Annotated in this window: 18 protein-coding genes; 15 read left to right on the top strand and 3 right to left on the bottom strand. The window is 65.4% G+C overall.

What is annotated here, in order from left to right; genetic code table 11:
* Positions 1–2: 2 nt before the first annotated feature.
* Positions 3–641 (bottom strand): uracil-DNA glycosylase, encoded by a 639-nt coding sequence (locus E4341_RS09340; protein WP_165116810.1) that lies wholly within the window; start codon positions 639–641, stop codon positions 3–5.
* Positions 638–1,174: an NYN domain-containing protein gene (locus tag E4341_RS09335; RefSeq protein ID WP_017504890.1), complete on the bottom strand. Its 537-nt coding sequence runs from the start codon at positions 1,172–1,174 to the stop codon at positions 638–640. Before E4341_RS09335 ends, E4341_RS09340 begins: the two co-directional genes overlap by 4 nt.
* Here E4341_RS09335 and folK point away from each other — a divergent pair.
* The 15 genes from folK (at position 1,140) to recO (ending at position 12,607) form a co-directional block, all read left to right on the top strand.
* The gene (gene folK, locus E4341_RS09330) at positions 1,140–1,742 is read left to right on the top strand and encodes a 2-amino-4-hydroxy-6-hydroxymethyldihydropteridine diphosphokinase (RefSeq protein ID WP_240893520.1); all 603 of its coding nucleotides are present in this window, start codon (positions 1,140–1,142) and stop codon (positions 1,740–1,742) included. The genes E4341_RS09335 and folK overlap by 35 nt on opposite strands.
* Before the next feature lie 44 nt (positions 1,743–1,786).
* Complete coding sequence (locus E4341_RS09325; RefSeq protein ID WP_240893519.1) at positions 1,787–2,074, top strand: hypothetical protein; 288 nt, start codon at positions 1,787–1,789, stop codon at positions 2,072–2,074.
* Positions 2,075–2,095: 21 nt separating this feature from the next.
* Positions 2,096–2,224, top strand: coding sequence for a hypothetical protein (locus E4341_RS15680; RefSeq protein WP_255491209.1), 129 nt, complete (start codon positions 2,096–2,098; stop codon positions 2,222–2,224).
* An 84-nt stretch (positions 2,225–2,308) separates the two neighbouring features.
* Complete coding sequence (gene rpoZ / locus E4341_RS09320) at positions 2,309–2,668, top strand: DNA-directed RNA polymerase subunit omega (RefSeq protein ID WP_017504892.1); 360 nt, start codon at positions 2,309–2,311, stop codon at positions 2,666–2,668.
* A 224-nt stretch (positions 2,669–2,892) separates the two neighbouring features.
* Positions 2,893–4,962, top strand: coding sequence for a bifunctional (p)ppGpp synthetase/guanosine-3',5'-bis(diphosphate) 3'-pyrophosphohydrolase (locus E4341_RS09315; RefSeq protein ID WP_370458445.1), 2,070 nt, complete (start codon positions 2,893–2,895; stop codon positions 4,960–4,962).
* A complete protein-coding gene (locus E4341_RS09310) occupies positions 4,959–5,717 on the top strand; it encodes a TIGR00730 family Rossman fold protein (protein WP_165116808.1) in 759 nt (252 codons plus the stop codon). The genes E4341_RS09315 and E4341_RS09310 overlap by 4 nt, the downstream gene beginning before the upstream one ends.
* 50 nt (positions 5,718–5,767) lie before the next feature.
* Positions 5,768–6,352: an orotate phosphoribosyltransferase gene (gene pyrE / locus E4341_RS09305; protein WP_165116806.1), complete on the top strand. Its 585-nt coding sequence runs from the start codon at positions 5,768–5,770 to the stop codon at positions 6,350–6,352.
* A gap of 4 nt (positions 6,353–6,356) precedes the next feature.
* A complete protein-coding gene (locus tag E4341_RS09300) occupies positions 6,357–7,097 on the top strand; it encodes a pyridoxine 5'-phosphate synthase (RefSeq protein ID WP_165116804.1) in 741 nt (246 codons plus the stop codon).
* Entirely contained in the window at positions 7,094–7,495 is a 402-nt protein-coding gene (gene acpS / locus E4341_RS09295) for a holo-ACP synthase (protein ID WP_165116802.1), read from the top strand. The genes E4341_RS09300 and acpS overlap by 4 nt, the downstream gene beginning before the upstream one ends.
* 55 nt (positions 7,496–7,550) lie before the next feature.
* The gene (gene lepB / locus E4341_RS09290) at positions 7,551–8,444 is read left to right on the top strand and encodes a signal peptidase I (protein ID WP_165116800.1); all 894 of its coding nucleotides are present in this window, start codon (positions 7,551–7,553) and stop codon (positions 8,442–8,444) included.
* Positions 8,444–9,154, top strand: coding sequence for a ribonuclease III (gene rnc / locus E4341_RS09285; RefSeq protein WP_165116798.1), 711 nt, complete (start codon positions 8,444–8,446; stop codon positions 9,152–9,154). The genes lepB and rnc overlap by 1 nt, the downstream gene beginning before the upstream one ends.
* On the top strand, positions 9,151–10,098 hold the full coding sequence (era, locus tag E4341_RS09280; RefSeq protein WP_017503839.1) for a GTPase Era: 948 nt from the start codon (positions 9,151–9,153) through the stop codon (positions 10,096–10,098). Before rnc ends, era begins: the two co-directional genes overlap by 4 nt.
* A gap of 15 nt (positions 10,099–10,113) precedes the next feature.
* A complete protein-coding gene (locus tag E4341_RS09275) occupies positions 10,114–11,352 on the top strand; it encodes a beta-lactamase family protein (protein ID WP_240893518.1) in 1,239 nt (412 codons plus the stop codon).
* A 47-nt stretch (positions 11,353–11,399) separates the two neighbouring features.
* Complete coding sequence (locus E4341_RS09270) at positions 11,400–11,876, top strand: nuclear transport factor 2 family protein (protein ID WP_165116794.1); 477 nt, start codon at positions 11,400–11,402, stop codon at positions 11,874–11,876.
* Positions 11,876–12,607, top strand: a complete 732-nt coding sequence (gene recO, locus E4341_RS09265; RefSeq protein WP_039245096.1) for a DNA repair protein RecO — start codon at positions 11,876–11,878, stop codon at positions 12,605–12,607. Before E4341_RS09270 ends, recO begins: the two co-directional genes overlap by 1 nt.
* Here the strand turns inward: recO and E4341_RS09260 are convergent.
* A complete protein-coding gene (locus E4341_RS09260; RefSeq protein WP_165116792.1) occupies positions 12,604–14,334 on the bottom strand; it encodes a cytochrome c biogenesis protein DipZ in 1,731 nt (576 codons plus the stop codon). The two genes, recO and E4341_RS09260, sit on opposite strands and share 4 nt — an antisense overlap.
* Between the last annotated feature and the right edge of the window lie 57 nt (positions 14,335–14,391).

The following is a 14,391-nucleotide window of genomic DNA, read 5'->3' as shown; positions in this document are numbered from 1 at the left end:
GTTCAGGCCTCGATCAGGGTTCGGGCGCGCGCGAAGATGTCCTCGAACATCTGCGGCGTCAGGCGACCGGTGTTCGTGTTCAACCGGGAGCAGTGATAGCTGTTTAGAATGACGTATCCGCCGGCTTCGCCCTGCGCCCCGTGACCCGCCGGCATCGCTGACGCAGGCCGCCCGAAGGCTTTCAGGATATTGCGGCGCGAGACGTCGCCCAGGGTCACGATCACCTTCAGATTCGGCAGCAGTTTGAGCCGGTCGATCAGGAAGGGACGGCAGGTCGTCTCCTCGATCGGCAGAGGCTTGTTCCCGGGCGGGGCGCATCGGACCGCATTGGTGATCATGCAGTCCGTCAGCGTCAGGTCATCGTCGCCGTTGGGATCGTAATGGCCGTGCGCAAAGCCGGCCTTCTTCAGGGTGTCGTACAGCAGCCAGCCGGCGTGATCGCCGGTGAAGGGACGTCCCGTCCGGTTGGCGCCGGTACGGCCGGGCGCGAGGCCGGCGATTAGCAGACGCGCGTTCGGATCGCCGAACGAGGCGGCCGGCCCGTTCCACCAGTCTGGATTCTGACGCGCATTCTCCTGACGATAGGCGACCAGGCGAGGGCACAGGGGGCAGTCGCGGGGCGGTTCGGGCGTCAAGGTCATTGGGCGGCCTTCGGGCGGCCGAAGTCGGCCATCAGATCGTTCAGATCGAGGAAGGCGTCGGCCTGACGACGCAGTTCGTCGGCGATATGCGGCGGCTGGGTCTTTTGGGTCGAGATGACCGTGACCCTCACGCCCCTAGCCTGGATCGCCTGAACCACCCGCCGGAAGTCGCCGTCGCCGGAGAACAGCACCGCATGGTCGATGTGCGGAGCCAGCTCCAGCATGTCCACCGCGATCTCGATGTCCATATTGCCCTTGATCCGGCTGTGGCCGCTATTGTCCGTGAACCGCTTCACCGGCTTGGTGACGACCGAAAAGCCGTTGTAGTCGAGCCAGTCGACCAGCGGCTTAACCGGCGAGAATTCTTCGCCCTCGACCACGGCCGTATAGTAGTATGCGCGGGTCAGGATGGACCTCTCGCGGAACCAGTCCAGCATCCGCCGGAAGTCCATGTCGTGCTGCAGGGCGCGGGCGGCGGAGTAGAGGTTCGAGCCGTCGATGAAGATCGCCAGCCGGTCGGTGGGATGGAACATGGTCGAAGCCGTCGAAAGAGATGAAAAATCGGATCGCGCGGTCGCCGTCGGAATCGATGACGGGTTCGACCTGAATGACGCAGTCATCGTGGCCCTGGGCTGCAATGACAAGGGGGCATGGTCTTCCTGCACCGAAGCGCTGGAGGCGGCGCTCGCACGTTTTCGCAGCGAAGGGATTGATGTCGTCGCACGCTCGTCGTGGTGGTCATCAATGGCCTGGCCCGATCCGCACGATCCCGCCTTTCTGAATGGCGTGGTGATCGTCCGCACCGACCATGATCCGCATTCGCTGATGGCGGCGCTCGGCCGGATCGAGGATGCGTTCGGCCGCGAGCGGTCGGTTCGCAATGCGCCGCGGACGCTGGATCTGGACCTGATCGCCTACGGACGATTGAGCGGTGATCTGCAGGGGTTGATCCTGCCCCATCCCCGCGCGGCCGAGCGCCAGTTCGTCATGGGCCCCATCGCCGAGATCGCGCCAAATTGGGTGCATCCTACCAAGCGCGCGAGCGCCGAAAATCTAGGCCAAGCCGCGTCGGTCGGTCGCGATGCGCACCCATTGAAGTAGGCAGCTGTTCGTGAGCTGATCCGGCTGACACCGGGAGACATATCATGCTCAGCCTCGCCTTCGCCGCCGTGCTTTTGTCAACGTCAGTTCAGGAGTTGCACCCTGAGCCAGCTTCACCGCCGATGGGCGTGGGTCTGGTGATTCATGAGGCGGACACAATGGTGCGCCAGCCGCCGCCGCACAACGGCACGGGAATGAGCACGGCCTATCGAATTTCGGGCATGGCGCCGAACCGATCGATGGAGTTCAGAAAGCGCATCATGCATCCAGGATCGTCTATCGGCCTGCACGTCATCGCGCACGACGAGGTCTATCATGTCGTCAGCGGCTAAGGAGATGTCACCACGGACGGCGTGACGACCCGGATAAAGGCCGGCGACACAGCCTATCTTTACGATGGCGGCAACGTCGGTATTCAGCAGGTGGGCGAGGACGATCTGGTGCTGATCATCGCCTACCCTTTGGCGCGTCGTACCGACTGACGCCCAACTTCCGCCCCTGTGGCGTTGCAAAAAGCCGTCCTCATCTGTATTTGACGCGGTTCTCCCCCGCGTTCGAGGAATTTCATGGCCCGCGTCACCGTCGAAGACTGCATCGAGAAAGTTCCGAACCGCTTTGGTCTGGTGCTGATGGCTGGCCACCGCGCCCGCAGCATCGCCAACGGCGCCGCCCTGACGATCGACCGCGACAACGACAAGAACCCTGTCGTCGCCCTGCGCGAGATCGCCGACGACACCGTCGTGCCGGACGAACTGCGCGAGACCATCATCACCACGCTGCAACGCGTCGATGAGCGGACGGAAGCCGAGGATGAGGCCGAAACGGTCGCTCTGCTGGCCTCGCCGCAGCACATGAACATGGCCGAGGCGGAACTGATCCGCGCTCTTCAAAGCGACCGCGACGGCGGTCAGGAGGAGCGGTACTGACGCCCGAAGGAGCCCCTGGCGTCACTATCCTGCCGGCGCGGACCGAGACGGTTCCGCCGGCGCCCCCAGCTGCAAACAAAAACGACCCCCAGACGGCGCTCGTCGATCCGGCGCCGCAGCCCAAGCGCGCGCCGATCCTGCGTCAGTTCGAGCTGATCGAGGCCGTCAAGGCCTACGATCCCACCGCCGACGAAGCGCTTCTCAACCGCGCCTACGTCTATGCGATGAAGATGCACGGCTCGCAGTTGCGAGCCTCTGGCGATCCCTATTTCGCCCACCCGATCCAGGTCGCGGGGATACTGACCGACTATAAGCTCGACACCGCCACCATCGTCACCGCCCTGCTGCATGACGTGGTAGAGGACACGACCGCGACGCGCGACGACATCGCCGGCATGTTCGGTGAAGAGGTCGCGGTTCTGGTCGAGGGCGTGACCAAGCTGTCGCGGCTGGAGCTTCAGGCTGAACACACGCGCCAGGCCGAGAACCTGCGCAAGTTCATCCTGGCCATCAGCCGTGACGTGCGGGTGCTGCTGGTCAAGCTGGCCGACCGCTTGCACAATATGCGCACGCTCCAGTTCGTGAAGCCGGAGAAGCGCGAGCGGATCAGCCGCGAAACGCTAGAAGTCTATGCGCCCCTGGGCCGGTCGATCGGTATCCACTCGATCGCGTCCGAGCTGGAAGAGCTGGCTTTCACCCATCTGAATCCAACGGCCAAGACCGCCATCGAGCGGCGGCTGGAGGCGTTGAAGCTGGAGCACGGTCGCGCCATCGACGGCGTGGCGAGCGAGGTTGAGCGCGTTCTGTCCGAGGCGGGCCTGAAGGCCAATGTCTATGGCCGGCAGAAGACGCCCTATTCGATCTGGCGCAAACTTCAGCGCAAGTCGGTCGGCTTTTCGTCCCTGTCGGACATTTACGGCTTCCGCGTCATCGTCGAGGCGGAGGACGACTGCTACCGCGCGCTGGGTGTGATCCACCGCGAATGGCCGATGGTGCCCGAGCGGTTCAAGGATTTCATCTCGACGCCTAAGTCGAACAACTATCGCTCGTTGCACACGACCGTCGTCGGCCCCCGGGGCCTGCGGATCGAGATGCAAATCCGCACCGAGGACATGGACCGGATCGCCGAGGACGGGGTCGCCGCCCACTGGCGTTACAAGAACCATTCCTACGGCTTCGACCGCGAGGCGATGGAACAGGGCGGCGGGCGTGACCCGCTTCAGAACCTGCGACACTTGGTTCAGGTGATCGAGCACGGCGAGGGCGGCGAGGACTGGGTCGAGCACGCCAAGCTGGAAATGTATCTGGACCAGGTTTTCGTCTTCACGCCGAAGGGGCAACTGGTCACCCTGCCGCGCGGGGGAATGCCTCTGGACTTCGCCTATGCCGTCCACACCGAGGTCGGGGACACGGCCGTCGGGGTCAAGGTCAATGGCGAGTTGAAGCCCATGCGGACGCCGCTCCAGAACGGCGACGTGGTCGAGATCATCCGTGGCTCGAAGCGGGAAGTGCCTGCCGACTGGCGCAGTCTGACGGTCACGGGCCGCGCGCGCTCCGCCATTCGCCGCCATATCCGCACCTCTGAGCGCGAAGAGTTCATCAAGCTGGGCCGCGTCGCGCTGGATCAAACCCTGGGCCGGGTCGACAAGACCCTGACAGACGTGTCGCTGAAGCCGGTTCTGGAACTGCTGGCGGTCGCGAGCGACGACGATCTGTTCGAAGGCCTGGGACGCGGGCGGTTGTCGCCGACGACGGCGGCCGAAATCCTGTTCCCCGCGCTGAAGGGACGGCTGAAGGCCGGGCCCGAGAAGCAGCGCATTGAGGGCGAGAAGGCGCGGCTGTTCGTGCGCGGCGGCGGGCTGACGCCCGGCGTGTCGGTTCATTTCGGACAATGCTGCACGCCCGTGCCGGGCGACCGGATCGTGGGCATTCTGGAGCCGGAATCTGGCCTGACCGTCCACACCATTGATTGCCAGACCCTGGCCGCCTTCGCCGATGACGATTCGGTCTGGCATGACCTGCAATGGACGCCTCAGGCCGAAACGGACGCGGTCGCCGCCGCCCGCATTCGCGCGACGATCCGCAATGCGCCGGGCGTTCTGGGTCAGGTCACGACCCTGATCGGCGAGGCTGGCGGCAACATCATCAATCTGTCGATGGCGCACCGTCAGCAGGACTTCTTCGACGTGGACGTGGACGTCGAGGTCGAAGACGCCAAGCATGCGACAATGATCATGGCGGCGCTGAGGGCCAATCCGTCGGTCGATTCCGTCGAGCGCGCGCGCGGCGAATGAGCGATCCGATAAAGCCGAACGCGGCGCAGATGGCCTCGCCGTCCTATCGCATGGCGGCGATGGATCAGGACTTCCTGCTGGGCGATTCGATGCGCGGCGTGCGGTTCTTGATGGAATACGCCAAGCCCGAGGAGGCGTTGAGGGCCTGGGGCGTGCGCTCGACCCTCGTCGTCTTCGGCAGCGCGCGTATTCGCGAAGGGCACCGTTGGTATGAAGAGGCCCGCGCCTTTGGTCGACTGGCGTCCGAGCGCGGCGGAGCCTTGCGAGGGCGCGTCGGCGAACCCCGTGACAATGTCATCGCCACCGGCGGCGGCCCGGGGATCATGGAGGCAGCCAACCGCGGGTCTGTGGACGCCGGCGCGCCGTCGGTCGGTTTCAACATTACCCTGCCGCATGAGCAGGAGCCGAACGCCTATTCGACCCCGGAGCTGACATTCCGCTTCCATTATTTCGCGATGAGGAAGATGCATCTGGCGATGCGCGCGAATGCGCTGGTGGTGTTTCCCGGCGGCTTCGGCACCTTCGACGAGATGTTCGAGATGCTGACTTTGCGCCAGACGAAGAAGGCGCCGCCGGTTCCAGTCGTTCTGGTGGACAAGGCCTACTGGACCTCGGTGATCGGTTTCGACGCCTTGGTCGAGCACGGAATGATCGCCGCCTCCGACCTGGACCTGATCGGTTTTGCCGAGGACGCGGAGGGCGTCTGGGCCGAACTGCTCGCGCGCGGGCTGCGGCCGAACGAAAACATCGAATGAAGCGTCGCCGCAGGGTTCATCCGCGCGCGATCCGGGTCTAGAACCCTGTCATGAACACTGAAGACGTCCTCAACGAGTTTCGCGACGCCGGCGCCCTGCGCGAAGGCCATTTCGTCCTGTCGTCGGGTCTGCACAGCCCGGTCTTCCTGCAGAAGAACTTGGTCTTCATGGATGGCGCGCGATGCGAGCGGCTGTGCAAGGCCTTGGCCGAAAAGATCGTCGACACGGTCGGCCCGGTCGATGTCGCCATCTCGCCGGCTGTAGGCGGCATCATCCCCGGTTACGAGACGGCCAAACACCTGAAGGTCCGTTCGATGTATGTCGAGCGCGAGGGCGGGGATTTCAAACTGCGTCGCGGCTTCTCGGTCGAGCCGGGCGAAAAGGTCGTCATGGTCGAGGATATCGTCACGACCGGGCTGTCGTCGCGCGAATGCATCGCCGCCATCCAGGCCGCCGGGGGCGAGGTGGTCGCCGCCGCCTGTATCGTCGATCGCTCGGGCGGCAAGGCGGATGTGGGCGTGCCACTGATCGCCCTGGCGTCGCTGGACGTGCCCGCTTACCCAGCCGACGCTCTTCCGCCTGAACTGGCCGCGGTTCCGGTGGAAGATCCCGGCAGCCGCAGATTGGCGAAGTAGAGCTATGCGTGAACGGGTCAGGCTGGGCGTCAACATCGACCACGTCGCCACGGTGCGAAACGCGCGGGGAGGGACGCATCCCGATCCTGCGCGCGCGGCCGAGGCGGCGCTGGCGGCCGGGGCCGACGGCATCACCGCCCACCTGCGCGAAGACCGCCGACACATCACCGACGCCGACATCGATGTGTTGAGCGCCCTGTGCGCCCGCGCCGGCAAGCCGCTGAATCTGGAAATGGCGGTGACGGACGAGATGCTGGCCATCGCTCTGCGCCACCGGCCGCACGCCGCCTGTCTGGTGCCCGAGCGGCGCGAGGAGGTCACGACCGAAGGCGGTCTGGCGGTCGCGGGTCACGAAGGATGGATCGCGCCTGTGGTCAAGGCGCTGGCGGACGCTGGCATCAGGGTCTCGCTCTTCATCGAACCGACCGAAGCGCAGGTCGAGGCCGCCGCCGTCGTCGGCGCGCAGGTGGTCGAGTTCCACACCGGTCGCTACTGCCACCTGACCGATCCGGCAGAGCGGGAGGTCGAGTTCGAACGCCTCGCCGCCGCCGCCGCCCAAGCCGACATCCTAGGCCTTGAGGTCCATGCAGGCCACGGGCTGGATTACGACACGGCCCCGCGCATGCTGGCGATCCCGGAAATCCGCGAGCTGAACATCGGCCACTTCCTGATCGGCGACTCGATCTTCATCGGTCTGGACGGCGTGATCCGCCAGATGCGGGCCGCGATGGATGCGGCCAAATGATCATCGGCGTAGGCGCAGATCTGTCGGATATCCGTCGCATCCACGCGTCTCTTGATCGGTTCGGGGAACGCTTCAAGACGCGCTGCTTCACCGAGTTGGAGCGCACCCGCTCGGATCGGAAGCCCGACCCGGCCTGGAGCTACGCCAAACGGTTCGCCGCCAAGGAGGCCTGCGCCAAGGCTTTGGGCACCGGGATGCGCGCCGATGTCTATTGGCGCGACATGGGGGTGGTGAACCTGCGTTCGGGTCAGCCGACGATGGCGCTGACCGGCCACGCGGCTGAGCATCTGGCGCGTTTGACGCCGCCCGGACACGAGGCGAAAATCCACCTGACGCTGAGCGACGAACATCCCTATGCGCTCGCCTTCGTGGTGATCGAAGCCTTGCCGCAGTCGTAATCAGGTTATAGGCGTGCGCGATGACCGCGCGGACGCGGCGAGGATGCCTGATCGCATGAGCGAAGACCAAAAGCCCGACGACGCCAATCGCGACGCCACGCCCGAAGAACGATTTGCGGCCTCGGAAGCGGACGCTCCGATCAAGTCGGTGCAGGAGCCCACGACGGCGAACCAGAAGGTCTACGCCAAGACGCCCAAGGGCGGCGACAAGGCGACCTCGGCGGCCAGCGAGACCGGCGAAATCTTCAAGACCATCGTCTTCGCCCTGCTGATTGCGATGGTGCTGCGCATCTTCCTGTTCCAGCCCTTCACCATCCCTTCGGCCTCGATGGAGCCGAACCTGTACGAAGGCGACTATATCGTCGTCTCGAAGTGGTCTTACGGCTTCTCCAAGCACTCGATTCCGTTCAGCCCGCCGCTGTTCGACGGCCGGATCATGGGTTCGGCGCCCAAGCGCGGCGACATCGTCGTGTTCAAGCTGCCGCGTGACAACAAGACCGACTTCATCAAGCGCGTGATCGGCCTGCCCGGCGACCGCATCCAGATGATCGCCAACAAGCTGTATATCAACGACAAGCCGGTGCAGGACGTCGTGGTCAGCGAGCAGGAGATCAACGACATCTTCGGTCCGCGTCCTGTGACCGAGGTCCGCGAGACCCTGCCGGAAGGCAAGAGCTTCATGACCCAGGACTTCGGTCCCGGAAACGATCTGGACGACACTCCGGTCTATGAAGTCCCGGCCGGTCACTACTTCATGATGGGCGACAACCGCGACAACTCGATCGACAGCCGTGTCGAACAGTCCAGCGGCGTGGGCATGGTCCCGGCCGAGAACCTGGTCGGCAAGGCGCAGATCATCCTGTTCTCGTGGAAGCCCGGTTCGTCGCTGTGGAACCCGGTCAGTTGGTTCAACGTGCGGCTGAACCGGTTCTTCAACGTCCTCCATTGATGGCTAATCTGAGAGCCGAAGCGGTCGCGGCGCTGGAAACGCGCCTTGGACACAGGTTCAAGGACAAGGCCCTGCTCGAGCGAGCCCTGACACACGCCAGCGTGGGCGAGGGCGCGCCGGTCGGCATCCACGGTCCACGCGACAACGAGCGTCTGGAGTTTCTGGGCGACCGGGTTTTGGGTCTGCTGGTGGCCGAGCGCCTGTCGGCTCAGTTTCCGACGGCGGACGAGGGCCAGCTGTCGTCTAGCCTGCACGCCCTGGTCGACAAGGGCGCCTGCGCCCGCGTGGGCGAAGCCCTGGGTGTCGGGCCGGCGCTGCGGCTCTCGCCCGGCGAGACCAAGACTGGCGGGCGCCGCAAGGCCGGCGTGATCGCCGATGCGGTCGAGGCCATACTGGCGGCCGTCTTTCTGGACGGCGGGCTGGATGCCGCCAAGGCCGTGTTCGAACGGGCCTGGTCCGAAGAACTGTCGGCGCCGCCGTCCCGCACCGTGACCAATCCCAAATCGGCGCTTCAGGAATGGGCACAGGGGCAGGGCAGGCCGCTGCCGACCTATCGTGTCGCCGATCGGACGGGTTCGGATCATGCGCCCACATTCACCGTCGAAGTGTCCGTGCAGGACGTGCTGCCCTTGACCGCGCAAGGGCGTTCGCGTCAGGAGGCGGAGAAGGCGGCCGCAACGGCTCTCCTCAAACGTGAAGGCGTCATTTGACCGATATCGAAAACCAGCGCGCAGGCTTTGCCGCCATCATCGGCGCACCCAACGCCGGCAAGTCCACGCTGGTGAACCGGCTGACCGGGTCCAAGGTCTCGATCGTCACGCAAAAGGTGCAGACGACGCGCTTTCCGGTGCGCGGCATCGCCATGGAAGGCGACGCCCAGATCGTGCTGGTGGACACGCCCGGCATCTTCACGCCGCGTCGTCGCCTGGACCGAGCCATGGTCGCTTCAGCCTGGGGCGGAGCAGAAGATGCGGACATCGTCGTTCACCTGATTGACGCCCAGTCGCACATCAACGCCGAAGGCCGAGAGGGCACGGCGGCCGATCGTCGCTCGGCCGAGGACACCGAGACCATCATCGCCAACCTGCAGGCCACCGGGACCAAGGTTGTTCTGGCGCTGAACAAGATCGACGGCATGCGCCGCGACACCCTGCTGGCGCTGTCGCAGAAGCTGTTCGAAAGCGGCGTCTATTCCGAGGTCTATATGATCTCGGCCGCCAATGGCGACGGCGTCGAGGATTTGAAGCAGCGTCTGGCTCTGTCCATGCCCAAGGGGCCGTGGCTGTATCCCGAGGATCAGGCCGCTGATGTGCCGGTGCGGGTTCTTGCGGCAGAGATCACGCGCGAGAAGGTCTATCTGCGCGTCCATGAGGAGCTGCCCTATTCGGCGGCGGTCGAGACCACGAGTTTCGAGGACCGCGCCGACGGTTCGGCCCGGATCGAACAGACCATCTATGTCGAGCGCGAGAGCCAGCGGCCCATCGTGCTGGGCAAGGGCGGCCAGACCCTGAAATGGATCGGCCAGAAGGCGCGCGAGGAGCTGAACGAAATCCTCGGCCGTCAGGTCCACCTCTTCCTGACCGTCAAGGTCGATCCGAAGTGGCAGGACAGCCGCGCCCTCTATGCCCAGTTCGGTCTGGATTTCGACGTCTGAGTTCCTGTGTTTGATGTGCCGCGTACCGCCGGGGGTCATCCTCGGCTCGTTCTAGGCGTCCTTGGGGCGCTGATCCTTGGCGGCGCGGTCTGGGGCGGCATCGCCACGGCCGTGGCCCCCAAGACCGATGTGGAACTGGCCACCGAGCGCGCCGATGCGCCGCCACGTCCCCCCGTGGTCGTGGTTCAGGGCCTGCCGCAACTGGCGGCGCGCCTGGATCGCGAAGCTGCTTCAGGCCGCTTTATGGGCGCGGTTCTGGTGGCCAAGGGCGACCGGGTGTTGTTCCGTCAGGTCTATGGCAAGGCCAACTACGAGCAGGACCAGCCGCTGGCGCTGGGCTCGCGCTTCCGCTTGGCCTCGATCTCCAAACAGTTCACGGCGACGGCGATCCTGAAGCTTCAGGACGAAGGCAAGTTGAACGTCTCCGATCCGGTCTGTAAATGGATTCAGCCCTGTCCGCAGGCCTGGGCGGCGATCCGCATCAGCCACCTGCTGTCGCACACCTCGGGCATTCCCGATCTGATGGCGCGGCCGGGTTGGGGCATGCGCCGCACGACGCCGGCGACGCTGGACGAACTGACGGAAGATTCAAAGCGCTTCGGCCTTCAGTTCGAACCGGGGACCACGGTCCGGTACGACAACGCCGGTTTCAATCTGGCCGCCGCCATCGTCGAAAAGGCCAGCGGCAAGCCCTTCCAGACCTATATGCGCGAGACCTTCTTCAAGCCTCTCGGCATGAAGGATAGTGGTCTTGATCTCGATGGCGGCGATCACCGCGTCATCATGGGCTACGCCAACTTCCCCGGCGGTCTGGCGGCCCAGCCGAACGCCAACACCTCTATCGTGGCGGGCGCCGGCGCGGTCTATTCGACGCTGGACGATCTGCTGGTCTGGCAAAGGGCGCTGCACCGCGGCGGCCTGCTGACCCCCGCCAGCTATCAACAGATGCTGGCTGACCACGCGCCGGCCGACACCACGCCGAACGAGCGCAGCCACCCGCGTCGGGACTGGGGTTTCGGCATCTTCGCCAATCGCTTGGGCGATCAGGTGCGACCCAGCTTCCAGGACCGCCAGATCTATCATACGGGCAGCTGGGGCGGGTTCCGCAACCTGATGCTCTATCAGCCCGATGCGGACGTCACGGTGATCGTCCTATCCAACAACTATCACCTTCGTGACCAGGTCTTCCTGATCAGTCAGCAGGCGATGGCCGAGGCCTTGGGCCACGAGTTTCCGACGACGCTGGCGCGTTGAGGCGTCCGACGGTTTCCCGGCGAGGAGAACAGGAGTAGAACAGGACAATGATCGCTCTTCTTGCCGCTCTCGTCCTTTTTGCTTCATCGACGCAGGCTGCGGGCGATCCCGTCGTCGAGGCCGGCGCCGTTCTCGACCGAATGCACGCTGCGGCGTCGCGCGCGGACGGCGACGCCTATTTCGATCTGTTCACGCCTGACGCCCGGTTCATCGGCACGGATGCGAGCGAGCGCTGGTCTCTGGCTGAGTTTCGCGCCTACGCCACGCCCTATTTCTCGCAAGGGAAAGGCTGGACCTATCGCCCGCATGACCGGGTGGCGACCCTGGCGCCGGGCGATTGCCGCTGCATCGTCTGGTTCGATGAGCTGCTGGATAACGACGCCTACGGACTGACGCGAGGCTCAGGCGTGCTGCGCCTGACCAACGACGGATGGAAGATCGAGCAATATGTGCTCAGTTTCACCGTGCCGAACGACAAGGCCAAGAGCGTGGTCGGGCTGATCGCTCAGGATCCGGCGGACTGATGGACTTCCACGAAGAGGCGTTCGTCCTGTCGGCGCGCAGCCACGGCGATACGGGCGCCGTGGTCGATCTGCTGACCGAGAACCACGGCAGGCGCTCTGCTTATGTAGCCGGCGGCGCGTCACGCAAGATGAAGCCGTTCCTGCAGGCGGGCGCGCGAGTCGTGGCCGATTACCGCGCCCGCACCTCGGATCACCTCGGCGCTGTGCGGTTGGAGCCGGTAGGCGAGGGGCCCAGCGCCCTGTTCGACGACGCCTTGGCGCTGACCGGACTGGCGGCGGCGGCGGGCGTGACCCAAGGGGCGTTGCCGGAGCGTGAGCCGCATCCCGGCGTCTTTCTTGCGTTCGAGGCGCTGATGGCGGCGTTCGAAATGCCTGCGGTCTGGCCTGCGATTTTCGTGCGATTCGAGGCGGGGCTGCTGGAAGATCTGGGCTTCGGCCTGGACCTGTCGAAATGCGCCGCGACCGGCACGGCCGACGACTTGATCTACGTCAGTCCTCGCACCGGCCGGGCGGTCAGTCGCGACGCCGGCGCCCCCTATGCCGACAAGATGCTGACCCTGCCGCCCTTCATGCTGGGCGCGCAATCCGGTCTGATCGAGGGCGACGTCCGGGCCGGGTTCGACCTGACGGGGCATTTCCTGGAGCAGTTCGTCTTCCATCCGCAGAACAAGCCCCTGCCGCCTGCGCGCGTGTGGATGCTGGACAAGCTGGGCGACGCCGGTCGGCTCTAGCCGAAAGTGAAGGCGAAGACCTGAACGCCGGGATCCGGGAACTCGATCTCGAACGTCCGTTCGCGCACCGCGCCCGTTTGACGGACCAGTTGGTACAGCCGCTCGCCGTCAACACGGCCAAGGCCTTGGGCGTCGATGTCGCTGCCGGCGTTCGCGCCCGGCGCCGCGCCATCGATCCGGACGCGGAATCGGACGGGTGCGCCCAGCTTGCTGGGCCCCATGACCAGATGGAGATCGCGCGCCTTGAAGCGGAAGGCGATACGGCCGCCAGCGGTCTGCAGGTCGGCATGCTCACGCGTCACGCGCCACCGGCCCGACAGGCTCCAATCGTTCAGTTTCAGCGGCGCGGCGACATAGTCCTTGATCACGTCGTTGGCCAGGCCGCCGGGAGAGCGGAAGTTCTCGGCGCGGCCATAGCCGACGTACGTCTCCGGCGATTCGACCCGGGCCATGTCGGCGGCGGCCTCTGCGCCCTCAGCCTGGACTGTGGCGACGTTGCTGGCGACGTTCGCGGCGCCCGCTTCCTTCAGAAGTTGCTGGATCACGCGTTCGGAGCCCGCATAGTCCCCTTCGCCGAAATGGTGGTGACGGATTTGGCCCTTGGCGTCGATGAAGTAGTGGGCGGGCCAGTACTGGTTCTTGAACGCCCGCCAGATGGCGAACTCGTTGTCCATGGCGACCGGATAGTTGATGCCAAGGCGCTGGACGTTCTGGCGGACGTTGGCCTCGGATTTCTCAAAGGCGAACTCGGGCGTGTGCACGCCGATCACCACCAGACCCTGGTCCTTGTACTTCTCGGCCCAGGCGCGGACGTAGGGGATGGAGCGGATGCAGTTGATGCAGGAGTAGGTCCAGAAATCGACCACCACCACCTTGCCCTTCAGCTGCTCGGTCGTGAGCGGCGGGGTGTTGATCCAAGTCGTCGCCCCGGTCAGCGGCGGCATCACCCCTTCAACCGGCAGATTGGCCAGATCGGCCGGGGCCTGGTTCGTCGGCATGCCGCGCCCGATCCCGCCCAGCAGCGCCTGTTCAATCCGACCCGTGCTGGCGGCCGAGATGCGGGTCAGCAAGCCGGTGTCCGCACCCAGACCGATTATGGCCACGCCGATCAGCACCAGCACGCCCAAGCCGCGCCTCACCCATTCGCCGACGCCCAACGCGCCTTTCATGGCCTTGAACACGCGACCCCCGACCAACAGGGCCAGACCCAGCGAGGTCGCTGCGCCTGCTGCATAGGCCAGCAGCAGAACCGTCGTTCCCACGCCTGCGCCCTGCAGCGCTGCGCCCGTCAGGATCACGCCCAGAATGGGTCCGGCGCATGGCGCCCAGAGCAGTCCTGTCGCGACGCCGAGCAGCAGGGACGAGCGCACGTCGCCCTGATCGCCGCCCTGGCGCTCGGCGCGATCGGTCAGCCAAGACCCCGCCGCCACGAAAGGCCGCATCAGGCGATCGCCCACGGCCGGAAACAGCAGGCTGACGCCCAGCACCGCCATCACAGCCAGGGCGATCCAGCGCCCGACCTCATTGGCTCGAACCGCCCAGCCGCCGCCCAGCGCCGCCAGCGTCGCCACGCCCGCGAAGGTCACGGCCATCCCGACCAACAACGGCAGACCGTTGCGGATGAACGGTCGATCCGCCCGCGCGAAGACGAAGGGCAGAACCGGCAGGATGCAGGGACTGACGATAGTCAGAACGCCGGCGAGATAGGACAGCAGGAACAGGATCATGGCGCGGCCTGACGAGGGTGTGTCACTCACATACGTACGGCGGAGCGGATTGGTGAC

The sequence above is a fragment of the Brevundimonas sp. 'scallop' genome (assembly GCF_011045535.1).
Classification (GTDB): Bacteria; Pseudomonadota; Alphaproteobacteria; order Caulobacterales; family Caulobacteraceae; genus Brevundimonas; species Brevundimonas vesicularis.
The sequence above is the reverse complement of the archived record's forward strand: the minus strand, read 5'-3'. Positions and strand labels throughout refer to the sequence as shown.